Here is a 24865-nt window from a genome sequence, read left to right on the forward strand (position 1 = left end):
ATTACGTTTGATTGCGAATGACTAATACTTTTTCTGTTTCAGAAGAACAGCGGACCTGCTCAGATATTGTCCCAAGTTGATCGTCTGATGTATGGTGAGGGAATATAACGGCACAGATATTTCCATCAAAAGATTCTATAACAAAAGCTTCAGATTTTCTGGCTGATGATATTTTCCGGTTTGTCAAATGATCGGATATAAGCTGTGTTCCGCCCATACCGAGCGGACGAATGGAATCCCCTTCTTCCCACTGACGAATCGTAATCGGAAAAGCAATTTTTGACAGATCCATTGAAAGTGTCTCGGGGGTAAAATCGTCAGTGAATTTCTCGATCTGCAGGTGTAAACCGTAAATTTTTTTGATTTGCTTGAGATCGTCCAAGCTGATTTCAACGGGTGCTTTACGATCATTTTTAAGTTTTTGTACGGTAAACAGATCTCTATCTCTTATAATCTGATGATTATCTGATAACTGAACAGCCTTACCTGACTGAAGTTCAGTTAATTTTTCGGCGATATTCTTTAAAGTACTGCTGGCTGCAAAATCAAAATCCACGGCTTCTAAAAACCGATAGAGTACAGGAGGGCGAATTGGGGCAGGCAGATTTAAAAAATCGGATCGGCTTAGTGACCGGTTATTAGTTTTTACCGATTTCAGTACCTCATCGGTCATCAGTTCAAATTCAGTTGCCCGCGCTGAGAGTTTAAGAATATTGTCGCGCCATCCCGGAAAAAAATTCTGGAGTTCCGGAAACCAATTATGCCGAAGAAAATTCCTGGCATAGGTTGACTCTTCATTGCTGTTATCAATCCTGTAGGGAATGTTAAACTCCTCTGCAAATTTCATGATTTCAGATTTGCTCACTTCCATCAAAGGCCTGAAAAGCTGATTTTCCATCGGTTTTATTCCCCTCCATGCAGAAATCCCCGACCCTCTTAAAATCCGTTGCAGTATCGTCTCGATCTGGTCGTCCTGATGATGTGCCGTTGTCACAAAATCTGCGTCAAACTCGCGTTTCAAATCAAAAAAAACTTCATATCTGCGCTCTCTAGCCCACTCCTGAAAGTTGGAAGATGACTCTTTTTCCAAACGAACAGCAACACACTCAAACCCCCAGAATGCGCTCATTTTTTCTACGAGTCTCTGGTCTTTTTCAGAGTCCTCACCCCTCATTTGATAGTTGCAATGCACGATAACAGTATCCAATTCAAATCGGTGCAATAAGTACATGAGCGCCATGGAATCGGGACCGCCGCTTACTCCGGTAATCAATGTCGAGGAATCGGGAAGATAATTCTTAACGGACTTTTGAAATGCTTTCGCTACCGGTGATGATTCGAATTTGCTCATGCGAATAGGTATTGAGCTCTAATTTCTCATTTAATACTAATAACTCACCTTTTTCATTAACTCCCAAAAATTTATATCTCCCCTCAACAACTTCATTATCAACGCTCAATCTTATCCAATCTCCAAAACCAATTAATGCTCTGCTTATTTCTCTATGAACGTTGGTATCCCGGTTTACCCAACTCTGATACAGAGATTCAATCCTTACTAAAATGTTGGCAAGCAACTCTTCTCTTTCAAATTTCTTTCCGGTTATCTGATTCAGAGAAGCAGCTTGTTCAACATCATTGGCATTAAACTCTTCCTGATTTACATTAACCCCAATGCCGATCAGAACTTTTTCCGGTTTTGGACCCAAAAAAGAGCACTCTGTCAACACTCCTGCAATTTTTTTTCGATCAACATAGATGTCATTCGGCCACTTCAGGAGAAATGATTTATCAGAGTACTTTTGAAGAACGTTTGCTACCGCTAATGCACAGGATAGAGTGAGCAGCGTTAACCCTTCAGCGCGGTCCGGTTTCAATGCCAAGGTAAATGTCAGATTCTCGCCGGGTTTTGTAACCCATTCTTTTTGATGCTGTCCTCTACCCTTCTCCTGATTATCGGCCAGTACAACCATCCCGTGATTTAGCTGCTCAACCGGGATTTTTTTTAAATACGAATTTGTAGAGTCAACCTTCTTGAGATATTCAAAATCTTTTCCTAACCAACGCGTAGATAGTTTATTTTGAAATAGCTCTTTGTTGAAAACCTGACTCATCCTAAACTATTTACCCGTAATGACTACGGAGTCATCACTTCCAAATTCGTTAGGTACATAATGATCTGCATCATCATCATTTTCCCACTTCACGCCATCCAATAAATACCTAAAATTATAACTGGACTCAGGCTTAAGCCTCAATGTAAGCTCCCAATTCCCCTTTTTGTTTTTCTTCATGGAATCTGATGTTTCATTCCAGTCATTGAAATCTCCTACAAGATTCACTTTTTTGTCTGCCCATTCCCCGGGTACGGTAAAGGTAACTTTGCAAATCGTTCTTTTTGGTGTATAAGCTTTACTAATCATTTTTATCTCTGTTTATTTAAGCGATTTGAATAATAATAACTAATGTTTTTACTTAAATAAAGATTCACATTAATAATTATAAAGATTTTTTTAGTTTAAATATTAAAAAAATTAACCTAAATAGAATAATATTTTAATTTAATTAATTTTGGAATCGCTTCCTCTCTTAAGACTCTATATCTGCCTACGTAAAACACTGTATTTGTTATGTATTTCTTAAGACTAAGCGCCAACTAGCCCGAAAACTCAAAAGGTTACTACTCACCAAATTTATTCATTAAAGTCTGAACCTCTTCGGGAGATCCTGCTTTCATCACTTGTTCAGAAAAGATTCTCATATCATTCATTTTTTGGCTGCAAAGCATACTTTTTACCATTGGCAATGCACTCGTAGTCATACTCAAATTTTCAATTCCAAGCCCAAAAAGACAAGCGGCAGCTTTTGGCTTGGATGCCATTTCACCACAAACAGTTACCGGGATATTGCTCTTTTTTGCTCCTTCAATAGTCATTTTTATCAGCTTCCATACTGCCGGATGATTAGGCTGATATAGAGACGAAATTTTTTCGTTCCCACGATCTACGGCCAATGTGTACTGAGTTAAATCATTTGTTCCAATACTGAAAAAATCTACTTCTTTTGCCACCCTGTCTGCCATTAATGCAACACTTGGAACTTCTATCATCACGCCCAGCGGGAGATTTTGATCAAATTTAATTCCCTCTTCGGTGAGCTTATCTTTTACTTCCATTATCTTCTTCTTAAGCTTATGTATCTCACTTACACAAGACACCATCGGTGCCAGTAGCTTGATTCTACCCTTATACTCCCCGGATAGTCTGTATATCGCTTCCAGTTGATTCTCCAAAAGCTCACTTTTATCAAGCAGCATTCGAATTCCGCGCCATCCCAAAAATGGGTTTGATTCGGTATCCATGTCATCTAACAGTTTATCCCCGCCGGCATCAAATAGGCGTACCGTAACATCCGATTGATCACTGGCTTCTACTACTTTTCTGTAGAAATCGAGCTGAGCATTGATATCAAACCCTGTTTTCCGGAACAGTATAGTTTCGGTTCTTAGAAGTCCAACCCCATCAGCTCCATGCGTTTTTACTTTTGGAAGCTCCTCTAAAAACTCCACATTTGCCTGAAGCTTAAATTTTTTCCCGCAAGCTGTTTCACTGGGTTGTTTTGAGATTTGAAGAATTTCCTCAGCTCTTTTCTGCTGTTTTTTCTTACGCTCATCGTAAACTTTCTGCTCACTTTCTGATGGACGTACAACAACTATTCCGAGATCTCCGTCAACAATAGCTTCATCATTATTTTTAAACCGCTTTACTTTCCATTCTACTCCAATCACACAGGGAATGTCTAATGACTGAGCCAGGATGACTGCATGTGAGGTAAGCCCGCCCTTTTGCATAACCAATCCGGCAATACTATTTCTGCTAAGCTCAATCATTGCAGTGGGTGATACGTTTGTCGCAAAAACAACTGAACCGGGCTCCAGATGTTCGGCCTGTTTCTTGTTTCTTGCTACATCGATCAACTGATCCCTGATGGCTATCAGATCTATGGTACGCTCATTTAACCATTCAGCATCAGCGTTTTCCATGATATGAATATATTCATTCAGAGTGCTGAAAATAGCGTACTCAGCTTCATATCGTTCTGATTCGATTTTATGGAGAATCGTTTTAAATAACTCAGGATCTTTCAAGGATTCTATTTGCGCATCGATAATATCGGCAACTTCACCGACTGCATCTTCCTTCAGCTTGATGAACTCCTCCTGAAGTGCATCAAAAGCACGGTTACATTTATCAATGTTAAACTGAATCTCGTTTTCCTGAATTTTCTCAGGACTCACTTCATTTTGTCTCTCTTCAAGAATATGAGCCTTTCCGATTCCGATTCCGCCGGATGCCGGCACTCCTTCAAACTCAATGCGACCTACCATATCAGACTATTTCAGTTTTTTTCAAATTTATTTTCAAATAGTTCAGAAATTGCGGTCAACGCTTCCTGTTCATCCTCTCCTTCAAATATAAGTTCCATTTCAGCTCCCGACTCAGCCGCAAGCGTCATGACGCCCAAAATACTTTTACCATTTACTTTATAACCGTACATACTAATGTAAAAATCTGATTCGAACTTGGATGCAGTTTTTACAAGCACTGATGAAGGACGAGCATGCAAACCTGCCTCGTTTTTTACTGTTACTGTTTTTTTGACCATTCGAGGAAGAAATTCTATTAAGTGGGCTTTTGGAGATTATGAAACGACTTTTAAATAAGAAATAGCGCAGATAAATAATGTGCTTCTCTTGCAAAATCTACATTAATACTTTTGCTAACTATGTGAATCAGATTTGATAAAATAAGAAAAAAGATGGTCACTATTTTAACCACTATCTTTACCGAATTAGAGCGATATGTATTGACTAGAAAATCCTGAACAGGATTCCATTTAGAACAGAAATAAACAGACCGAAGAAAAGAGCCCACCAAAAGTTTCGAATATTGAAACCTTCAACAAGTTTATCGATCAGCATTAACATCCAGGCATTTATCACCCAAATAAATAGTCCAAGTGTTAAAATGGTAAGTGGCAAGGTGAGAAAAATAATGAGCGGTTTGATAAAAATATTCACCAAACCGAGTAGAATGGCGACACCCAATGCCGTGAGATAATTTTTCACTGAAACACCATCGAGAATGTACGCGCCAAAAAATATAACCAGACTGTTTATGAGTAGGATTTTTAACATAGCATTGAGATTCGTTACATTTTCCTGAGCTTACGTGAAAAACCCCAAAAAGTTTACCCTTCATGAAATTTATCCTTTATCATGGCATCGACGAGATGTCTTCTTCAGAACTATATGATATTTTAAAATTGCGTCAGGATATTTTCATCGTAGAGCAAGATTGTGTCTACGACGATATTGACGGCCTGGATGGGGCCTCTCAACATTTACTGCTTAAGACTGGTGACGAGCTGGCTGCTTACAGCAGAATAGTTCCGCCAATGGTTAAGTTTGATGAGATATCCATTGGGAGAATTGTGGTAAAAATGAAGTTCAGGGGCAGTGGCTACGGTAAAAAAATTGTTATGGAATCCATTAATCGCATAGCAGAAATCGGACACAAAGCTATCCGGATTGAAGCGCAGGCTCATCTTGTGGAGTTTTATGAAAATCTTGGATTTAACTCAGCGGGAGAAACCTATATCGTTGATGGCATTCCACACCTTCAAATGGTGCGGAACTTATGACATGGAGGCCCGTGCTTTCTTAACTTTCTCTATTGCTTGCGAGCAAATCACATCTAAGTCATTGATTAACTCTTCCAGCTTTTCAGCATCCGGATTATTTTCGCCTGCCATCAACTCAATCTGTTCAGCAAACTCTGTTGCTTTATCCATTCCAACATAGGTGAAAGTCGGTTTCAGAGTATGAGAAAACTCTTTAACCTTATCGTACTCGTTACTCGCAAAATTTGATAATATTTTTTTCATCAAACCCGGTGTCTGATCCAAAAAGAGATCCATAATCTCTTTTAAAAGATCCTCATCACCTCCGGTTAACTCATAAAGGCTATTAAGATCCAGCCCTGATGAATCATTTTTTTGAGTATCTGTTTTAGAGTTTGAAGACCTGCCGTTTTTTATAAATTCTTTAAAGCTATTGTAGAGTTCATCATAGGTGAACGGTTTGGCAATAAACCCATCCATACCGGCTTGTTTGCACTCTTCAATATCTCTGTCCAAAACCGAAGCCGTAATAGCGATTACAGGTATATTTCTTTTTGATTTTTCTTCATGCTCCCGAATTCTCCTGGTCGCTTCCAACCCACCCATGCCGGGCATGTGTACGTCCATGAAGACTGCAGAATAATCGTATTGATCTACCATCTCCAAAGCGGTACTGCCATCTTCCGCTTCGTCAGCTTCAACACCCAGCTTTTTCATCATCCCTTTTACAATCCTGCGATTTACGGTATAGTCATCAACAATTAAAATTTTATGTCCACTAAAATTCTCCCTTTCACTGTCGGTTTCTGAACTTTTTAAAGTTTTGAAATCAATTGCCTTATCTGGTAAATAGAACGGTATCTGTAATGAGACGGAAGTTCCAACACCTTCAGTGCTTTCAACTTCTATCTTACCATCCATATAACCTACCAGCTGCTTTACCAAAGAAAGGCCTAATCCTGTACCTCCAAACTTGTAAGAGGTAGATTTTGAGGCCTGGTTAAAGCTCTCAAAAATGTTATTGATCATCGATTCGGGAATTCCAATTCCGGTATCTTTTATTTTCAGATCAATTGGAATTTTTCCGTTTTCTACATCCCGATTGGTCACATAAATTGCGATTTCACCGTTTTTTGTGAACTTGACTGAGTTACTCAGAATGTTCATTACTATCTGGGAAAGCCTTACAGAATCTCCGACCAGATACTCAGGTACATTTTTAGAAATAACCAATTCAAGTTCTAATCCTTTCTCCTCAGTTTGATTTCTAATATTATCTAAAACCTGACGAAGTAGTTTGCGGATATTGAATTTTCTATTCTCCAGTTTAAAATCGGTAGACCTTAAGGAATTGAACTCCAGTATATCGTTGACTATGGCAAGTAAATTTTCGGCGGAGATTTTAATCTCTTCTACGTAGTCTGCATTCTCTTCATCCAAGTCTTTTCCTTCCAAGAGCTGAGTCATTCCAAGAATACCATTCAGCGGAGTTCTCATTTCATGGCTCATATTTGCCAGAAACTTATCCTTTACAATTTTGGATGACTCGGCTTCTTGCAGGGCTTTTTTCAATTCATTTTCGCGCTTTTTACGAATCGTGATCTCTTTTATAATCGTAACACAAAACTTCTCACCGTCTGCATTTAGCGGAAAAGATTTTATAATCGCCCAAAATGGTGACCCTGCCTTATTCAAACAGGTGCACTCAGTTTCAAAACGTGAATCCTTTTTGAAATGAGTTAGAATTGAATCGTATAGGTTATTCGCTGAAGTTGTGGAGGCCGTTATTCGTGGATGTGAACCTATAACATCATCCTCACTCAAACCACTGATCGAATAATAGGTTTGGTTGGCAAATACAGTCTGTAGATCTTTTCCTATCAGTTTAGATACAAGGAGGGCGTCAAATGTTTGATTTAAAAGTTTACCGAAAAGCTCGGTATGGTCGCCGATAAATTTTGAATTATCTTTCATCTATACACTCGTTATGTTATTCAATTTTGAATGTATAAAAATGTGGCGACCTTAGCTATAATTAGCCTTTAGTATTTTAAATCAGCCGGTAAAAACAACAATAGCGATAACTACGAGCAGAGCTACCTTGAATAGTAAAGTTTTCCAGTTTTTCATCAGAGAACACAAATATTTTTAAAGAATGGCTAAATGAGACTATAATATCTAAATATATCTCAAACCAAAATCAAGTTTTAAGTTTTCAACTACACAACTATTTACAAATCTTTATATCGTCGTGTATTTTAAAAGAGTATCCCAAGAGGGCTTTGTTACAAAATTGTACTTGTAAATTTCCTCAGGAGTACACTTAAGACTAGATTTTTTTCTTTTGTAGTCGCTTCGAATTCCCTACCACATTAATAGAGCTAAAGGCCATGGCAATTTCAGCCAGAACAGGATGCATCCAGCCAATCATGGCAACAGGAAGCATTATAATATTATAGAAAAATGCCCAAAACAGATTTTGGCGGATTTTCTTAAACGTCTCATTACTTAAGTTAATCGCCCGGATTATCGCTTTTGGATTTCCATCAATTAAAATCATACTGCCCGATTCTATGGCAATATCGGTTCCTGTTCCCAGTGCTATACCCACATCCGACTGCGTAAGCGCAGGAGCATCATTTATTCCGTCTCCAACCATGGCTACCACTTCCCCACTTTCTTGCAATCTTTTAATTACGTCAGATTTTTCATCCGGTTTTACCTGTGCAAATACAGCGTCAATACCGATCTCCTCTGCAATAATGTTTGCCACTTTCTGCTGATCGCCCGTCAACATTACGGTTTTATAGCCGAGCTGATGAATTTCCCGAATAGCTTCGGGGGTTTCCGGTTTGATTGTATCTTTAATTCCACAAAGTGCAACAACTTTTTCATCTATTACCAGGAATATGGTTGTTTTACCGGCTGAATGAAGTTCATCCGCCTTATTCTGAACCAGCTCTGACTGCTCAATAGTAAATTGTTCTAACAGATCAACATTGCCGGCCAGAATTCGTGAACCATTTACAATTGCTTTCACTCCTTTTCCGGTATACGATTCAAACTCTTTAGAGTCCGGTAGATTATCTGTCCCCGTATAGTTCAGTATGGCTTTACTGATTGGATGCTCGGAGTAATTCTCAGCAGCTGCGATCATTTTTTTAAGCTCCAAATTACTATCTCCCACTTCAAACCAATCCGTTACTTCCGGTTCACCTTTTGTCAAAGTTCCTGTTTTGTCAAAAACAAAAGTTGTGACTTCTTGCAAGCGCTGGATAGATTCCCCTTTTCGAATAAGAATTCCGTTCTCAGCACCCAGCCCCGTTCCTACCATAAGCGCAGTGGGTGTAGCCAATCCTAGTGCACATGGACAAGCAATTACCAGTACAGCCAAAGCCACAAAGAATGCCTGACTAACCGGTTCAAGATCTGTGATAATCCAGGGGATGAAAGAATCGGCCCAAATCAGAACGGGGCGAAGTGTTTCCGGGAATATCAGCCAAATGGTAAACGTGATCGCTGTAAGTAAAAGGATAACCGGCACAAAAATAGCCGTTACCTTATCAGCAAAATCCTGAATTGGAATTTTTGATCCCTGGGCTTCTTCCACCATTTGAATAACACGGTTTAGAAATGTATTCTCTCCAACTTCTTTCGCCTGTACGCGAATAGAACCTTCCGTATTGATGGTACCGCCAATAACTTCATCACCCTTTTCTCTGATTACCGGCATAGATTCTCCGGTTACCATCGACTCATCAACTGAGCTTTTGCCATCCACAACTTCCCCGTCCGTCGGAATGGTTTCACCGGGACGGACAATCATCACATCGCCCTTCTTAAGCTTATCGATTTCAATTTCTTCCTCAACACCATTTTTGATAATCCGAGCCGTCTTTGCCTCGAGTGTTAAAAGCTTTGTAATGGCATCTGATGCACGGCCTCTCGCTTTTGCCTCTATATATCTGCCCGTCAGGTGAAATGCCATAATCATAGCTGCTATTCCGGCAAAACTGTAGAAAGCTGACTGTATCAACCCGAGCATATGAGCAAGCGAGACCAAACCCGTAATTAACGATGCTGTTGTACCCAGGGCAATCAGCACATCCATATTGGGGGTTAAGTTTTTGGATGAGATCAGGGCGCTTCGAAGTGTTTCATATCCCGGTCCCAGGAGAACATAACCGGCACCCAGAACCATTGCAATCTCCATCACAAGATGCGACGTAATCTGAATTCCCAGTACCATACTGAGAAGCATCCAGATCATAAGCGGAATGGTTACAAGCCAACTCCGTACCGTTTTCTGCTTGGCTGCAGAAAGTTTCTTCTCTTCTCTCTCTCTTTTCTGCTCTAGCTTATTGGCTTTTTTTTTTGCTCGTCGATCACCTCATAACCGGCGTTCTCAATACTCTCTTTTATTTGATCGGTTGATATTTGCGAACTGTCAAAATCTACAAATGCTTTTTCAGCAGCAAGATTTACATTCGCATTCACAACACCATCCTGTTTTTTAATCGCTTTTTCAACAGCAGAAGAACAACCGGTGCAGTGCATTCCCCCAATTTGAAAAGTTACTGAATCACTCTTGGGCTCTTCCACTTCATAACCTGCATTTTCAACAGCTTCACGGATTTCCTCAAAGGGGAAGTCATCATCTTCAACTTCAATTTCGGCACTTTCAGTAGTCAGCTGAACGTTCGCACTTTTTACTTTATCAACTTTACTCAATGCCTTTTCCACAGAGTTGACACAACCCGCGCAATGCATGCCATTTATTTGAATACGCTTTTTCATAACAAAATAATCTTAGTACTAATCAGCTAATGCTATTTCCGTTTCTTCTGGTCAAATTAAAAAAGAAAAAACCAGCCGTTGTTATGAAGCGAACAGAGAAATGTGTAATATTTTTGGCTAAATGGTGTCGAGGGATTTCCTGACTGCCCTGCCCGGCTTCCGAAATTCCGTGACGGTCATCCCAGTCACCTTTTTAAATTGATTGGACAAATACTGTACGCTGCTGTACTTCAGCTTCCAGGCAATTTCACTTAACGTCCATTTCCGAAAGCCGAGCAGCTCCTTCACCCTTTCAATTTTCATCTCAATAAGATGAGTTTCAATGGTTGAACCGGTTTGATCGGAATAGACTTTACTTAGATAGGAGTAGTTGTAGTTTGTCTGTCGTGATACAAAAACGGAGAGCTTATCCGGCGTCTGAGAATGCTCCAGATGATCAATATATTTTATAAGAGCCGCCTTCACATCGTAAACTAATTCGGTCTCTCTATCAAAAATAAGCTCGAAACCCTTGGATTGAAGCCGATCACTAAGCAGATCAAGTTCTGATTCAGTCAATTTTCTATCCAACTCAACAGAGCCCAGTTCAACACGGGCTTCAGGAAAATCCATCCCCGAAAGAATATCTGAAACAGATTCCACACATCGGGGACAGACCATATTTTTGACGGATACTTTCATAAGATGCTACAACGAACTCAATCTTATAAGATTACATTCGCTACTCAACGGTGACACTTTTCGCCAGGTTTCTGGGTTGATCCACATTACATCCTCTGTTCACAGCAATATAATAAGAGAGAAGCTGCAATGGTATTACTGTAAGCAGTGGTGAGAAAACATCATAAGTAGAAGGAATAGAAATCGAATATTCCGACAGATCTTTCACATCACTGTTTTCTTTATTCATGATGGAGATAATGCGTCCCTTACGGGCTTTTACCTCTTCAATATTTGAGATCATTTTGTCGTTGGTGTGAGTAGTAGCTGCAATTACCACAACCGGCATCATCTCATCAATCAGGGCAATTGGGCCGTGTTTCATCTCAGCTGCAGGATATCCTTCAGCATGAATGTAAGAGATCTCTTTAAGCTTCAATGCGCCTTCAAGGGCAACCGGGAAGTTATAACTCCTCCCCAGATAAAGAAAGTTCGGTGCATACGTAAACATCTTAGCCATCTCTTTGATATCATCATCACACTCCTTCAAAATCTGATCCACTTTATCAGGAATGGCATTCAGCTCTTTGATATACTTCTTTCGCTTTTTTATTGTCGATATGTCCCTTTTTAATTCCAAGAGCCAATGCCATCATCGTCAATACCACAACCTGAGCAGTAAATGCCTTTGTTGAGGCAACTCCGATTTCGGGTCCGGCGTGAGTAAATACACCTGCATCCGTTTCTCTGGAAATGGTTGAGCCGACCACATTGCAAATACCGAGAACCTTGGCACCACGCTCCCGTGCTTCCCGGAGTGCAGCAAGAGTATCAGCTGTTTCACCGCTTTGTGAAATCACCAGCATCACGTCCCCCTCACCAATCAGTGGATCGCTGTATCGAAATTCCGATGCATACTCAACCTCAACCGGTGTTTTAGCCAGATATTCAAAGAGATATTCTCCCACCAAGCCCGAATGCCAGCTGGTTCCACACGCTGCAATTATAACTCGGTTTGCGTTAACCAGATCGTCCATTACATCTGCAATTCCCCCAAGCTGTATCGTACCTTTATCGGGATCAATTCGCCCCCGCATGCAGTCAGCTATTGATCTTGGCTGCTCAAAAATCTCTTTCAGCATAAAATGTGGGTATCCGGCTTTTTCAATCGCTTCCAAACTGATCGCCAGTTCATGAACCTCTTTCGTCAGACTCACATCATCAATGGTTTTAACATCATAACCTTCACGAGTCACAACCGCCATTTCACCGTCATCCAGGTATACTACTTTATTTGTGTACTCCACAATGGGTGATGCATCAGATGCAATAAACATCTCATTATCGCCAACACCCAAAAGCAGCGGAGAGCCTTTTCGGGCTATATAAATTTTTTCAGGTGTCTCCAGGTTTACAATTGCCAGTCCGTATGTACCTACAATCTGTTTCAACGTCAGACGAATAGCTTCCTCAAACGTGACATCCTCGGAGGTTGTGTAGATCTCCTCGATGAGTTGAGCGATAATTTCGGTGTCGGTCATGCTTTTAAATGTCCGACCTTTCTCGGTTAGAGATTTTTTTAATGAATTGTAATTCTCAATAATACCATTATGCACCACAGCAATTTTACCGGATTCACTCAAATGTGGGTGAGAGTTAACATCATTAGGTTCGCCATGAGTTGCCCAACGGGTATGGCCAATACCAATATGCCCTTTCACGCTGTTTTGTAACACTTTCTTATCCAGGTTGGCAACTTTACCTTTACCCTTTTGGATATTCAATTCGCCATTCATAATGGCAACTCCGGCTGAGTCGTACCCTCTGTATTCGAGTCTTTTCAGCCCTTTGATCAGTACTTCAGCGGCGTCTCTATCACCTACATAACCTACTATTCCGCACATAGTCTTTCTTTATTTTTATTGATCTAAATTTAACTGATATATTTTTTATCAGTTTTTACTCTTCATTTTATCATTACGTGCTTTTTAAATTGCACATAATATTCATAACGTTTGATTGAAAATAATTTGTTATTTAACAATTTATAAATCGTCAAGGCAACAAATCAGAATTCCCTGAAAAGGAAATCATAATATAATGAAATTACAATACTCCTTCTTCGAAGATCACTACATGGAAAATTTCCATCCCTTAACTCTTACCCGGCCTGTTTATGACTTAAGAGTTGGAATATTAACACTTGCCGAAAAATGGAAATATGCACTCGACTTACCTGACGATTCTGAGTTAGGTGGTCCCTTGCGCCAACATCTGTCGGGAGTATTTAAAATACCCACAGTAAACAAAGAACATGATGCCGTTTTATGGATTAATCCTCGATTTATTCCGAATGTACATTTAATTGAACAGATAAAGCAGTTAGAAATTTCTCAGGGACTGGTATGTGATGACTCCCTTATAGCCGCATTAATACCGGTAGATGAGCATAAAATATGGAGCAAATCAGGGATTGATCTTAAAGCGATCAATACTTCAGAAATTAATCCAAAAGGAAATACGATCGTTAAAAATATCTGGGAGTTGTTCCAGCTAAACGGTAACGAGATTAAGAATGACCTCATCTTGTCCAAAAAAATCGCTTATGGTGAAGAGAAAATTTTTCCCAACACGCTGTTTGTAAAACCGGAGAATATATATATCGATGAAGGAGCTGTTATTGAACCCGGCGCAATGCTCGTTGCTGATAAAGGGCCCATTTATATTGGCAAAAATGCGCATGTAATGGCGAACTCCGTTGTTCGCGGACCATCGGCCATCTGTGAAAAATCGGTAGTTAAAATGGGAGCCAAAATTTACGAAGACACTACAATCGGTCCCGTTTGTAAAGTAGGCGGCGAAATATCCAACGTTATATTTCACTCCTACTCAAATAAAGCACACGATGGATATGCAGGAAACTCTGTATTTGGCCAATGGGTAAATATCGGCGCGGATACCAATACATCAAATCTCAAAAATAACTACAGCACTGTTAAAGTAACCGAATGGAGATCCGGGAAAATGGTTGATACCGGGCAGCAGTTCATCGGTACAATTATGGGAGACCACAGCAAAACGGGTATTAACTCAATGCTAAACACAGGAACGCTTTGTGGTGTTTGCTGCAATCTCTTTTCGGATGGTTATCCGCCAAAATATATCCCTTCGTTCAGCTGGGTTAGCGGACATGATATTGTGCCCTATCACTTTGAAAAAGCAATTGAAGCTATGGAAAAGATGATGGAGCGCCGCAGTATTGAACTCACCCCGGCATATAAAAAAATGATGAAGGCTTTATTCGATTCTACCAGCTTCTGATAATTATTTACGTACTTCAATAGGGGTTTTTCCATTCGCGATTGTCTACATAACAGTGCGCATTTTTTAATTAAATGATACTATGATAAATCGTATTGCCGATTCATCTCGATTTGGGCTATATCTTGGATTCATCCTATTTCTCATATTTCTTTTCCTTCCGGCTCCGGAAGGACTTGATGACGCTGCCTGGAAAACAGCCGCTGTTGCCATACTCATGGCAACCTGGTGGATTTCAGAAGCGATCCCCATTGCTGCCACTTCTCTGATCCCTATTGTCCTTTTTCCCGTTCTCGGAATTTCTCCAATCGGCGATGCAACGACACCCTATGCAAATCCCCTGGTTTTTCTATTTATGGGAGGGTTTATAATTGCTATAGCCATGCAGACCTGGAATCTCCATAAACGAATTGCCCTGAATATTGTAAATGTGATGGGGGTAAAACCATCGTCTATTATCATTGGCTTTATCATCGCTTCCGCTTTTCTGAGTATGTGGGTAAGCAATACGGCCACAGCTTTAATGATGCTTCCGATTGCACTGTCTGTACTTCAGCTAGTTGAAAGTAAGAGAGAGAATAATAATACAGGTATAACCAATTTTGAAATCGTACTCTTGCTTTCCATTGCCTACGCCTGCAATATCGGAGGAATCGGAACGCTGATTGGAACACCTCCAAATGCTCTTATGGCAGCATTTATGCTTGAAAATTACGGTATTGAAATCGGTTTTGCACAATGGATGATGGTGGGTGTACCTCTTGTAATCCTACTGCTCCCGATCATGTATCTTCTTCTGAGCCGCCTCATTTTCCCAATTAAAATGAAAGAGCTACCGGGCGGAAAATCGATTATTCTAAATCAGCTTGAGAAGCTGGGTAAAATTACCAAACCTGAATTTCGGGTTGCGATCATCTTCACAACCACTGCTCTTTTGTGGATATTCCGTCCTCTCATTTCAGAAATTATTCCCGGTTTGTCTGATGCCGGAATAGCAATTACTGCCGGAGTCGTACTATTTATAATACCCAACGGTAAAGGGTCTGGTGGAATGCTGTTGCAGTGGAATAATTTAAGGGATCTGCCATGGGGCATACTCATACTTTTTGGCGGTGGCCTCAGTTTAGCCTCGGCGATAAGCTCAACCGGATTGGCTGCCTGGATTGGTCAGGGTGTAAGCGGTTTGGATGCGCTCCCTATTATCATACTCCTTTTGGTAGTGATTTTAATCGTTGTCTTCTTAACTGAAATTACCAGTAACACGGCTACAGCTGCAGCATTTATCCCAATCCTGGCATCTTCAGCCGTTGGAATTGGTCAAAACCCGTTTCTTTTTGTAATACCCGCAGCCATTGCGGCAAGCTGTGCATTTATGCTCCCGGTAGCCACACCACCGAATGCCATCATTTACGGTAGCGGCAAAGTTTCTATTCCTCAGATGGCCAAGGCCGGGGTCTGGTTGAATATCATCGTTTCATTGATACTGAGTATCGCCTGCTATACCCTATTCGCTTACGTGTTTGGGATTGAAATTGGAATAATCCCTGATTGGGTAAACTAAAAAATCATGAACCTTCTGCTGACTTTAACTCTTGCACTTCTTCTGCAGAGTCCGCTACAGACTACAGATAAAGAAACACCCATAGATATTCAGAAAATTTCATCTGAGGTGAACCTCGACGGAATTCCGGATGAACAGGCATGGCAGGGGATTCAGTCTTTCCCTATGACTGTCTATCAGCCTGTATACGGTGGTGAGATGTCGAATAGAACTGAAATCAAGGTAGCTTATGATGATAAGTATCTATATGTATCCGGTAAACTTTATGATTCAAATCCGGACGGTATTGTAGCCAATACTCTCTACCGTGACCGCTACAGCGGAGATGAAACGTTTGCAATTATTCTGGACTCATACAACGATAACGAAAATGCCAAATGGTTTTTTGTTACCCCAACAGGTGTACGCGTAGATCAGCAGGTTTCGAACGATTCGGAAGGCAGTAACTCATTTAACAGGGATTGGAATACGTATTGGGATGCTGCAACTGAAATTACGGATGAAGGTTGGTTTGCAGAGATTCGTATTCCCTTTTCCAGCCTTGGATTCCAAGAGATAAACAATGAAGTAATTATGGGACTGATCACTTATCGATGGGATGCCAGCAGAGCTGAGCGTCACATTTTTCCCGATATTGCTCCCGAATGGTCAAGAGGATTTACGAAACCGACTCAGGCTCAAAAAGTTCGTTTTACAGGAATTGAGTACCAAAAACCGTTTTACGTCACGCCGTATCTTTTAGGCGGATTTAGCCAGTCCAATTTTCTGAATCCTGATGGGGACGCCTATCAAACCGAAACTGATTATGTAACTGAAGCAGGTTTGGATATTAAATATCCCATCACAGGAAACATGAATCTCGACATAACCTTAAATACCGATTTTGCCCAGGTTGAAGCGGATGAAGCACAGGTAAATCTCTCCCGAACTCCGTTATTCTTCCCCGAGAAAAGACAGTTTTTCCAAGAGCGATCAGATATTTTTGATTTCAATCTCGGCGGAAATAATGCGCTGTTCTACAGTCGAAGAATTGGCCTTGAACAAGGCCAGCAGGTTCGGATCCTTGGCGGTGCCCGCTTAGCCGGACGTACAGGAAAATGGGATATTGGTATTCTAAATATGCAGACAGATCAGCTTGATGCTCTTGATCTTCCCTCCGAAAATTTTGGAATCTATCGCGCCAAGCGAAATATCATCAATCAAAATTCTCACGCCGGCACGATGATCACAAACCGGCTGGGTGGAGACGGCAGCTATAATGTTGGGGCCGGATTTGATCTCCTCTACAATTTTGTTGGCAGTCACTATCTGGATTTTAAAACCGCTACAACATTTGATGACAGAACAGATTCAGACTTGATTGAACAGTCTCTTTTTCGAATCAACCTGCTAAAGAGGACTTCCAGGGGATTTAACTATAATTTTTCAGCCATTCGCTCCGGAGAACTCTATCTGCCGGAAGTAGGATTCAATTCCAGATTCGACTATTCACAGTTCGATCTCGAACTCGCTTACGGTTATTTCAGTCCTGTCGATTCACCCATTCGTATCATCAACCCATCCCTTCAAAGCACTCTTATCCTTCGAAATGAAGATCATTCCGTGGAGACCTTTCAGTTAGAGCAGCCCTGGGAAATTGAATTAAAAAATAACAGTGATATTCAGATTACTGCTAATTTGTGGTACGAAGATATCAGGTCTCCACTCTTCTTTAGTGACGATACGTTTGTAAATCCAGGAAACTATACGTTTTGGGGTGTTGAAGCTGAATACGAAATGCCGGGATCACGTCAATTAAGAGCTTCTGTTTCAGGACAAGCCAGAACATTTTATGACGGTGAACAGTATTCAGTAAAATTTTCACCCGCCTGGAATCCATCCAAACATTTTGAGTTGAGCGCTGATGCCGAGCTAAACTACCTTCATTTTCCGGACAGAAATCAGTCGGAATATCTGCATCTGTTCAGAGTTCGATCCATTGCTGCTCTGAATACGCACCTATCACTTCAAGTACTCTCTCAATACAATCACCTGGCCAAACAGTTCGGCACGAACGCGCGGTTCCGGTATAACTTCAGCGAAGGACATGATTTCTGGATTGTATACAGTGAGCTAACCAACCGGGATCAAAATCGCATAAGCCCTGCTCTTCCGCGATTTGAAAACCGCACGATGCTGATTAAGTATACTTATACGTTTTATTAGTACTGAGCAGAGTAGATTAAATCTCGGATAAAAACCCGCAAAGATTCCTTTCTGAAATACCATTGTCTTAATAAAATAACGTCAGTTCGAGATAGAGATGCCTCAAATGATGCAACACGTCTCATTGAGCGCAATTTCGAGGGTGCTTTTTCCTCGAAATGAAGTCGAAATGTGTTTTCGACTCCGTTCCGACCAAAACAACGGTCGAAACTGCGCTCAAACTGACGTATATCGATAAAATTATATCGAACTCACGTTAAAATAGTAGCAATATTGAGATTAAACTTTGCGGGTTTACGGTTGACTTGATAATAGGCCGCTCACCCTTTTTCTGCATACCCACAAATAATCTGTTTCAAGGCAACCCTTTCCCTTTGAATACAGCTTTTCAATTGGTTACGAATTTGATATTCATTCCAATTGGAGCATGCGTGTTGAACCGTTTATAAGAGTACCGATACAGGAAGTTGGATGGGGAAATGTTGAACTCTACTCCATGGGAAGCTTTATATCCCTGAATTATAGATTATAGATAGAGTGAAAATTTTCTTCAATTAAAGCATGAAAATTTCCACTCATAATAACCTGTTTTTTATTTTTGATTTAAACAACTCTGCAAATTTGCATTCTGCAGTCGATCAATCGTATACGGAACACTAAAAGCGTGTGTCCAGCCAAAAATTCTCAGCCCGTTTGAAAATTTCCATATAGGAAGTCTTCCACGAAAAGAGGGGCCCTCTCCTGCAGATGGAAGCTTGCTAATAGACTCTAAATCTTCAGCCAACTCGCCCTGATTGTTGTATGAAAAAACAGGACCCGGCAGTTCATCCACCGGTAAATAGCGTGATCTGTAACAAGCCTCTTCAAGGTACTTTTCTTCACCGGTCAGATCATATCCTACAATCAACGGATGAATACTGGATAAATACGACTCCATATCATGATCGTAAGGAGGATTATTATAAAGACTACGGGCATTATCAATCAGTGATCGCTCCAGGTCCGGACGGTCAAACATCTGAAGCACTTTACTTACACCGTGAGAAATATAGTTTTGTGAATATCCGTACCGGTCAATAACAATTCTTCCGCCCTGTTTTTCCTGCAGATCGAGCATACGATCGAGTCGGTATTCAAGCTCCTCTAAATAGGCCTCATCTTTGGTTGCATCGTACAGTTCTGATAAATTATATATCGAAAGATATAACCTTCGTCCCGTCAATCCATGGCCTCCAAAAATTCGACGAACGTAATAATCACCGGTAAGCCGTGCAACTTCGAGGCCACGGTGGTAGCCATCCATATAGTAAGAGGTAATCCATCCCGGAACCCATACGTGTGCCGAGAGCATTGAGATCCACTGTTGGCCCGCATGTCGTCGCCCCATTCCTACGTAAGGGTCAATCTCAGCCTGCATTTCATGATCAAACCAATCTAAAGAGCGATTTGTATCACCACGATATTTATTGGGACGCGGCCAGTGGGTATTATCCACATCCATTGTATGGCGGCCCATAGCTTTTGCCATTTCATACATATCCGTATCCGCCGTTCTCATAAACTGCATCCAGTACTGAAAATCCATAGCCGGCTCATTATTAGCCCACTGATACCAAGAGTTACCAAAATAGTAGTTTCGAACATCTCCGTAGTCGAACATACCGTACCACGGTTCCCATCTTTGATTAAAGAGCATCCACTCGTATTTATACTGAAGACTCCTCTCCAATCCTTCAAAATCAGTTCCTGTCCCGGCAAATTCTCCAAATACGCCTGATCGGCTGTACCAGTCAGCACCTGCGTGAGCCACCGGAGAATTCAAAAGTGCCATCACTTCAGATCTTACATTTTGAGCATCTTGTCCGCCCTGATGAAAATTGAGGATAACTTCTGTGGTTTTGGTTAAACCCTGTGCAAAATTTCCAACCATTCCTCCATCAGCCTCGGTGTCAAATCTTGCAAAACTCATTGGCTCTTCATTTGGCGACCATGTATACGCATGAAACGTACCCGTCTCCATATTTACACTTAACTCGTTCGGATACTCTTCTACCATATTTTTGAGCGCAATGGTGACACCTCGGGAGCCATCCGAAACCGACATCCAGCCTTCAGATTTCTCACCGTTCATCTCAACTCCACTACCGCTTATCTGCGCAATAAATCCGTCAATTCTTTCATTTTCATCTGATACAGTCATTGGAGATTGCCGGGCGGCTTCCGGTCCGGTTTGAAAAACGGATACGACTTCATCATCTGAAGGCTGATGTTCAAAAAAGTCTGTCTCCCCCTCTTCCCACCATTCACCGGTTTCCAGTGCCGACATTACATTTTTGGTGCCGTCCAAATGAAACTGCAGGCCAAATCCTGCCGATGCAATTCGATCTTTTGGTTGAGTAAGTCCACTATCCCGAGAACGTGCTTGCTCATCAACCAACAATTCCGTTTGTGTTCCGATATCTTCGTGTTGCCGTCCATTTAACGGTTCACTTTTATCCGGCTTTCCTGTATAGGTAATTGTGTGCAGAACTTTAAGGTAGGGCTTGCCGGCATAAGCGTGGATGTAGGTCACAAACGGTGAGTTTTCATGATCTTCCTGACTATACTCATACTCTCCTTCAATGCGTAAAATAGCGTGCATCGGACCGGATCCTTTTTCTATGTAATGCTGATGAATAACTGCTTTTGAAGTATCAATACCGGCATCGGCCATCACAGAAGAAAACCAGCTGCTTCCCTCATCCATCAAATCCAGAAATGTACCTCGTTGCGACAACCCTGAGGCCACAATATGATCTTCTGAATATCCATTTTGATCCGGATTGTAATAGACCTTATCTATGAAACCTGATCCACCTTTATCCACTCTGATTTTTAAGGGGCCTGTTTCAATTTCAGCAAAACCATTTGCCCGCTGATTATTTTTAAACATAATCGGGCTATCCGTAAAAACACTTTGGCGTACATTTTCTCCGTATTGAACCGTGTACTCGTCAGATTCATCAGCAAAGAAAAATATCCAGAGCCATTTTACACTGTTATCGGCAGGTAGCCAGGTTGTAACCTCTGTGGTTTGGATGGCAATTTCACGTTCCTCGCTATTCAGTACCCGAACATGATCAGGTGATTTTAATTCTCCTTTTTGAAACGGTATGCCAAATTTAACCGGTGCACCAACTTCTGCCCTCTGCACCTGAATTTTTACTTCCGATACAGATTGTGCAAAAGCTGTCTGAAAGGATACATGAATGAATACAATCAAAAAAAGAAGTGCCAGTGATTTTCTCATCATTATTCGCTGTATTTAACATTAATATGGTTCGCACAGAGTGCCGCAGCCCCAAGAACTGCAATATGTTTTGTTTTTGATACCGTAATTTCCACGTTGGTGAGTGAGTGCGGAAAGCCAAAGCTTTTGAGTTCCTGTTCAAAACCTCGCTCAAATAGTGGAAAGGTTTGGCTAACGGATCCCCCCATTATGATAGACTCGGGATCGTATGTATAGAGAACCATTTTTACAGCCTCCGCCACATGGCCTCCGAATTTGTGAAAAAGCTTCTTTGATGCTTGATCGCCATTCATCGCTCTTTCGTAGATCTCTTCTCCTTTTATTCCCACAAGACGTGAGAAAAATTGACCGCTGCAGTAGTGCTCTAAAATGGACTGTTTATAAGGGATCATTCCAAATTCTCCGGCGCCGCAGTTTCTGCCTTCAAAGAGTTTACCGTCGATGATGATACCTCCGGCAAAACCGGTTCCAATAATCAGGCCTATCATATTCTTCTTACCGCGCCCGTTTCCGAACGTCCACTCTCCCAGGGCAAAACAGTTTGCGTCATTATTCAGAAAGACACTCTTTCCTGTTTTCTCCTCAAGTAAATCTTTCAGATGCACTTTCTCCCAACCCGGAATATTCTGAACATCATATACGATTCCCTCATCTGAGTCTACCACACTGGGAACTCCTATACCGATAAGTTCTGCACCATCATCCACAGACCGGATCATCTCATCCATTTTATTCAAAATGGACATCACCGATTTGTCTTTGGGTAATTTACACGTTTCCAATTGTTCCAGTTTATCACCCCGAACCAAACCGACACGCAGGTTCGTGGCTCCTAAATCAATCCCAATGACCGGTTGCTTGAGAATGTTATCTGACATGTAATTCTTTTGAAAATATTTTATTGTAAAAAAGCCGACCGGCTACCAAACCGGCACGGCTTAGGTACGTTATGAAGAGCAGTTACTAATTTCCTAACATTGGGAAAATCATCCGAATCTCATCTTCTGACGGATAACGTCCGTACTCTGCAATTTCGAAAGACTCAGCATACTTAAATTCTGCCGCACGCTCAGGCCCATACCATTTTTCAAGCCCGGCTCTTTGTTCTTCAGACATTTCCCTGCCAATCCATCGCTGACGTAACCATTCTAATCTTTCATCAGGATCTTCAGGCACTTCATCTAATCTACCTGCAGTCCACGGAAGCCACTCATACATTTGAGAAGTGTGAGCATCCAGACCGGCTAGTTTTGTATCAATAACTTCATCAATACCAACCACAATATCATGACTAAACGGATTGGGCTTGCTGAATCTGTCCTGCATGTAGAGAAAAACCGGGTTATTTGGAACCGGTTCAGTATCCGGTGTAACGTTTGGTACAATCACCATATATGATGCATCAATTACCAACTGACCTGCATTTCTATGATCCGGGTGGTAGTCGTTAGGACGAAGTCCCAAAACAACATCTGCATTCCATTCCCGAATAGCTCGAATCACATCCATTCGTATATGAAGCTCGGGCAACAGTTCTGCATCGTGGTTATCAAATACTTCATATTCCTCAATACCCAGTCTTTCAGCAGCTTCTTTTGCTTCAGCACGTCTTCTCTTTCCAAGAAAGCCTCCGCCCTCTTCATGGTGACCTGCATCGCCGTTTGTTAGAGACAAGAATTTCACTTCGTGCCCCATTTGAGCCATCATGGCTGCGGTTCCACCCATTTTAGAGTCAGCATCATCGGGATGGGCGAAAATTGCAATAACCCGTAGCGGTGTATCATCCGACGTATTAATTTGTGCTTTCGATACAGATGCTGCCGCAAATAACAGCACAAATGTGGTTAATATGATTTTATTCATGATTCTTTTATTTAAAACTAAATTGAATTTTAAGAAACCCGGAATGAGAACTTTCTCATCCCGGGTCGAGGTCAATCGTTATAGTGGATTCTGAGTTAGCTGTCCGGGTGCTGCATCCAGTTCTCGTTGCGGAATTGGATAGAGCAGGCGAATATCTGAAGGCGTAAAACCTTCATCCGACAAGAAATCTGACATTACTTGAGGTGCTACTCCAAATCGGAGTAAATCAGGCCATCTCTTATTCTCACCTACAAATTCGCGGCGTCGTTCAAGAAGTAAAATCTCCTCAAAACTTCCCGGAAGTGTAGCAGATGGTGTGATTAGACCGGAACGTTCCCGTACCTCATCAATCAGATCATAAGCTTCGGGACTCTCACCGATCGCCTCGGCCAGCATCAGAAGTACATCAGCATACCGGAATACAATAAAGTTGACATTCGAATCGAAAGCAATGGATTGACTGGCATCATCATACTTATTCAAAAATGGCAAGCCATCCACATCGGTCCCATATGTTTGAAATCGATCGTCATCGTTTTCATCATAAGTAACCAACAAGTTGTCATTGATACCCTGTGGAACATTACCACCGCCAACGCCACCTGAAATAGAGAGGTCCGTTGAGTAGTATTCCGTGAATCCACTGCCTGTACCCTGGCCGCCCGATTTGTACTGAATCTCAAAAACAGACTCAATATTGTTTTCGTTTAACGGCCCCCAGATATCCAAGTAGTTGGGAACAAGGTCATACTCCTGAGAATTGACAACCCGGCGCAATGCTGCCTCTGCCTGCCCACTGTTACCGTTTGTCAGATGAACCAAGCCAAGGAGAGTAGCGGCTGCACCGCTGGTAGCACGTCCAACATCAGCACCTGAATAAGAAGCAGGCAACAGATTTTCAGCAGTTCCCAGATCTGTAATGATCTGGTCGTATATCACCTCTGCCGATACTTGGTTAATCTCCACATTTGGAGAAGTTACCTCTTCCAGCTGAATCGGAATATTTCCAAAGGTTACAGCCAGATTGTAATAAACAAGTGATCTGATGAAGAGTGCTTCACCTTTTATGCGATCGGCCAAAGATGGATTGTCAAAATCAACATTATCAATTCTGCTGAGAATTGTGTTGACGCTTGCAATCACTTTGTAACCGCCGGCCCAGGTATTTTCCAACTCTGTGGATCCGGGCAACTCATCAAAACGAGTAATTCGCTGTAGCGATTCAGCCAGACCGGTTGCTCCACCACCATTAAAGGTGTTATCTGATCTCATCTCGTGCAGCAACATCAGGTTTCGTCCATAAAGGTCGTTACCGGCAAGACCGGCATATGCACCGTTAATAGCCACTCGAAAATCAGTATCCGATTGATAGAAATTCTCAACATTACGTTCCGATTGCGGAGCGAGAATGGTAAAATCATCTCCGCACGAAACTACCAGAATCAATGCCGGCAGAACCAGCAATAGTGTTTTTAATCTATTCATTT

Annotated in this window: 18 protein-coding genes and 1 pseudogene; 4 read left to right on the forward strand and 15 right to left on the reverse strand. The window is 41.4% G+C overall.

What is annotated here, in order from left to right; all coding sequences use genetic code 11:
* Window position 1: 1 nt before the first annotated feature.
* The 6 genes from tilS to U5K35_RS16040 all read right to left on the reverse strand — a co-directional run bounded on the left by tilS (window position 2) and on the right by U5K35_RS16040 (window position 5197).
* Entirely contained in the window at window positions 2-1351 is a 1350-nt protein-coding gene (gene tilS, locus U5K35_RS16015; protein WP_322572508.1) for a tRNA lysidine(34) synthetase TilS, read from the reverse strand.
* Entirely contained in the window at window positions 1299-2114 is an 816-nt protein-coding gene (locus tag U5K35_RS16020) for a biotin--[acetyl-CoA-carboxylase] ligase (RefSeq protein ID WP_322572509.1), read from the reverse strand. The genes tilS and U5K35_RS16020 overlap by 53 nt, the downstream gene beginning before the upstream one ends.
* 6 nt (window positions 2115-2120) lie before the next feature.
* A complete protein-coding gene (locus U5K35_RS16025; protein WP_322572510.1) occupies window positions 2121-2423 on the reverse strand; it encodes an isoamylase early set domain-containing protein in 303 nt (100 codons plus the stop codon).
* A 257-nt stretch (window positions 2424-2680) separates the two neighbouring features.
* Entirely contained in the window at window positions 2681-4387 is a 1707-nt protein-coding gene (ptsP, locus tag U5K35_RS16030) for a phosphoenolpyruvate--protein phosphotransferase (RefSeq protein WP_322572511.1), read from the reverse strand.
* 11 nt (window positions 4388-4398) lie between these two features.
* Complete coding sequence (locus tag U5K35_RS16035) at window positions 4399-4665, reverse strand: HPr family phosphocarrier protein (protein ID WP_322572512.1); 267 nt, start codon at window positions 4663-4665, stop codon at window positions 4399-4401.
* A gap of 205 nt (window positions 4666-4870) precedes the next feature.
* Window positions 4871-5197: a phage holin family protein gene (locus U5K35_RS16040; RefSeq protein WP_322572513.1), complete on the reverse strand. Its 327-nt coding sequence runs from the start codon at window positions 5195-5197 to the stop codon at window positions 4871-4873.
* A gap of 62 nt (window positions 5198-5259) precedes the next feature.
* On the opposite strand from U5K35_RS16040, the gene U5K35_RS16045 reads away from it, so the two are divergent.
* Window positions 5260-5703: a GNAT family N-acetyltransferase gene (locus tag U5K35_RS16045; RefSeq protein WP_322572514.1), complete on the forward strand. Its 444-nt coding sequence runs from the start codon at window positions 5260-5262 to the stop codon at window positions 5701-5703.
* Here the strand turns inward: U5K35_RS16045 and U5K35_RS16050 are convergent.
* The 5 genes and pseudogenes from U5K35_RS16050 to glmS all read right to left on the reverse strand — a co-directional run bounded on the left by U5K35_RS16050 (window position 5698) and on the right by glmS (window position 13043).
* Window positions 5698-7656 carry a response regulator gene (locus U5K35_RS16050; RefSeq protein WP_322572515.1) on the reverse strand — a complete coding sequence of 653 codons (1959 nt, stop codon included), beginning with the start codon at window positions 7654-7656 and terminating at the stop codon, window positions 5698-5700. The genes U5K35_RS16045 and U5K35_RS16050 overlap by 6 nt on opposite strands.
* 355 nt (window positions 7657-8011) lie before the next feature.
* Window positions 8012-9952: a copper-translocating P-type ATPase gene (locus U5K35_RS16055; protein WP_322572516.1), complete on the reverse strand. Its 1941-nt coding sequence runs from the start codon at window positions 9950-9952 to the stop codon at window positions 8012-8014.
* Window positions 9953-10035: 83 nt separating this feature from the next.
* Window positions 10036-10479 carry a copper ion binding protein gene (locus tag U5K35_RS16060; RefSeq protein ID WP_322572517.1) on the reverse strand — a complete coding sequence of 148 codons (444 nt, stop codon included), beginning with the start codon at window positions 10477-10479 and terminating at the stop codon, window positions 10036-10038.
* Window positions 10480-10596: 117 nt separating this feature from the next.
* Window positions 10597-11160: an AraC family transcriptional regulator gene (locus U5K35_RS16065; RefSeq protein ID WP_322572518.1), complete on the reverse strand. Its 564-nt coding sequence runs from the start codon at window positions 11158-11160 to the stop codon at window positions 10597-10599.
* 40 nt (window positions 11161-11200) lie between these two features.
* Window positions 11201-13043 (reverse strand): annotated as a pseudogene (gene glmS / locus U5K35_RS16075) (glutamine--fructose-6-phosphate transaminase (isomerizing)).
* A 196-nt stretch (window positions 13044-13239) separates the two neighbouring features.
* Between glmS and U5K35_RS16080 the strand changes: the two are divergent.
* The 3 genes from U5K35_RS16080 (at window position 13240) to U5K35_RS16090 (ending at window position 18226) form a co-directional block, all read left to right on the forward strand.
* Window positions 13240-14460: a putative sugar nucleotidyl transferase gene (locus tag U5K35_RS16080; protein ID WP_322572521.1), complete on the forward strand. Its 1221-nt coding sequence runs from the start codon at window positions 13240-13242 to the stop codon at window positions 14458-14460.
* A gap of 82 nt (window positions 14461-14542) precedes the next feature.
* Window positions 14543-16021: an SLC13 family permease gene (locus tag U5K35_RS16085; RefSeq protein WP_322572522.1), complete on the forward strand. Its 1479-nt coding sequence runs from the start codon at window positions 14543-14545 to the stop codon at window positions 16019-16021.
* Between the two features lie 6 nt (window positions 16022-16027).
* A complete protein-coding gene (locus U5K35_RS16090) occupies window positions 16028-18226 on the forward strand; it encodes a carbohydrate binding family 9 domain-containing protein (RefSeq protein WP_322572523.1) in 2199 nt (732 codons plus the stop codon).
* Between the two features lie 592 nt (window positions 18227-18818).
* Here U5K35_RS16090 and U5K35_RS16095 read toward each other — a convergent pair.
* The 4 genes from U5K35_RS16095 to U5K35_RS16110 form a co-directional block, all read right to left on the reverse strand.
* On the reverse strand, window positions 18819-21518 hold the full coding sequence (locus U5K35_RS16095) for a hypothetical protein (RefSeq protein WP_322572524.1): 2700 nt from the start codon (window positions 21516-21518) through the stop codon (window positions 18819-18821).
* Entirely contained in the window at window positions 21518-22393 is an 876-nt protein-coding gene (locus U5K35_RS16100; RefSeq protein ID WP_322572525.1) for an ROK family protein, read from the reverse strand. The genes U5K35_RS16095 and U5K35_RS16100 overlap by 1 nt, the downstream gene beginning before the upstream one ends.
* Before the next feature lie 85 nt (window positions 22394-22478).
* Complete coding sequence (locus tag U5K35_RS16105; protein WP_322572526.1) at window positions 22479-23378, reverse strand: PIG-L deacetylase family protein; 900 nt, start codon at window positions 23376-23378, stop codon at window positions 22479-22481.
* A gap of 78 nt (window positions 23379-23456) precedes the next feature.
* Window positions 23457-24863, reverse strand: a complete 1407-nt coding sequence (locus U5K35_RS16110) for a RagB/SusD family nutrient uptake outer membrane protein (RefSeq protein ID WP_322572527.1) — start codon at window positions 24861-24863, stop codon at window positions 23457-23459.
* Between the last annotated feature and the right edge of the window lie 2 nt (window positions 24864-24865).

This window comes from Rhodohalobacter sp. (genome assembly GCF_034521535.1).
Classification (GTDB): domain Bacteria; phylum Bacteroidota; class Rhodothermia; order Balneolales; family Balneolaceae; genus Rhodohalobacter.

Bases quoted from the DNA above. Each gene is read 5' to 3' on its own strand.
- U5K35_RS16100 (WP_322572525.1), bottom strand. From the start codon at position 22,393: ATGTCAGATAACATTCTCAAGCAACCGGTCATTGGGATTGATTTAGGA.
- U5K35_RS16060 (WP_322572517.1), bottom strand. From the start codon at position 10,479: ATGAAAAAGCGTATTCAAATAAATGGCATGCATTGCGCGGGTTGTGTC.
- U5K35_RS16065 (WP_322572518.1), bottom strand. From the start codon at position 11,160: ATGAAAGTATCCGTCAAAAATATGGTCTGTCCCCGATGTGTGGAATCT.
- U5K35_RS16025 (WP_322572510.1), bottom strand. From the start codon at position 2,423: ATGATTAGTAAAGCTTATACACCAAAAAGAACGATTTGCAAAGTTACC.
- U5K35_RS16085 (WP_322572522.1), top strand. From the start codon at position 14,543: ATGATAAATCGTATTGCCGATTCATCTCGATTTGGGCTATATCTTGGA.
- U5K35_RS16035 (WP_322572512.1), bottom strand. From the start codon at position 4,665: ATGGTCAAAAAAACAGTAACAGTAAAAAACGAGGCAGGTTTGCATGCT.
- ptsP (WP_322572511.1), bottom strand. From the start codon at position 4,387: ATGGTAGGTCGCATTGAGTTTGAAGGAGTGCCGGCATCCGGCGGAATC.
- tilS (WP_322572508.1), bottom strand. From the start codon at position 1,351: ATGAGCAAATTCGAATCATCACCGGTAGCGAAAGCATTTCAAAAGTCC.
- U5K35_RS16105 (WP_322572526.1), bottom strand. From the start codon at position 23,378: ATGAATAAAATCATATTAACCACATTTGTGCTGTTATTTGCGGCAGCA.
- U5K35_RS16040 (WP_322572513.1), bottom strand. From the start codon at position 5,197: ATGTTAAAAATCCTACTCATAAACAGTCTGGTTATATTTTTTGGCGCG.
- U5K35_RS16095 (WP_322572524.1), bottom strand. From the start codon at position 21,518: ATGATGAGAAAATCACTGGCACTTCTTTTTTTGATTGTATTCATTCAT.
- U5K35_RS16020 (WP_322572509.1), bottom strand. From the start codon at position 2,114: ATGAGTCAGGTTTTCAACAAAGAGCTATTTCAAAATAAACTATCTACG.
- U5K35_RS16055 (WP_322572516.1), bottom strand. From the start codon at position 9,952: ATGATCTGGATGCTTCTCAGTATGGTACTGGGAATTCAGATTACGTCG.
- U5K35_RS16050 (WP_322572515.1), bottom strand. From the start codon at position 7,656: ATGAAAGATAATTCAAAATTTATCGGCGACCATACCGAGCTTTTCGGT.
- U5K35_RS16080 (WP_322572521.1), top strand. From the start codon at position 13,240: ATGAAATTACAATACTCCTTCTTCGAAGATCACTACATGGAAAATTTC.
- U5K35_RS16045 (WP_322572514.1), top strand. From the start codon at position 5,260: ATGAAATTTATCCTTTATCATGGCATCGACGAGATGTCTTCTTCAGAA.
- U5K35_RS16110 (WP_322572527.1), bottom strand. From the start codon at position 24,863: ATGAATAGATTAAAAACACTATTGCTGGTTCTGCCGGCATTGATTCTG.
- U5K35_RS16090 (WP_322572523.1), top strand. From the start codon at position 16,028: ATGAACCTTCTGCTGACTTTAACTCTTGCACTTCTTCTGCAGAGTCCG.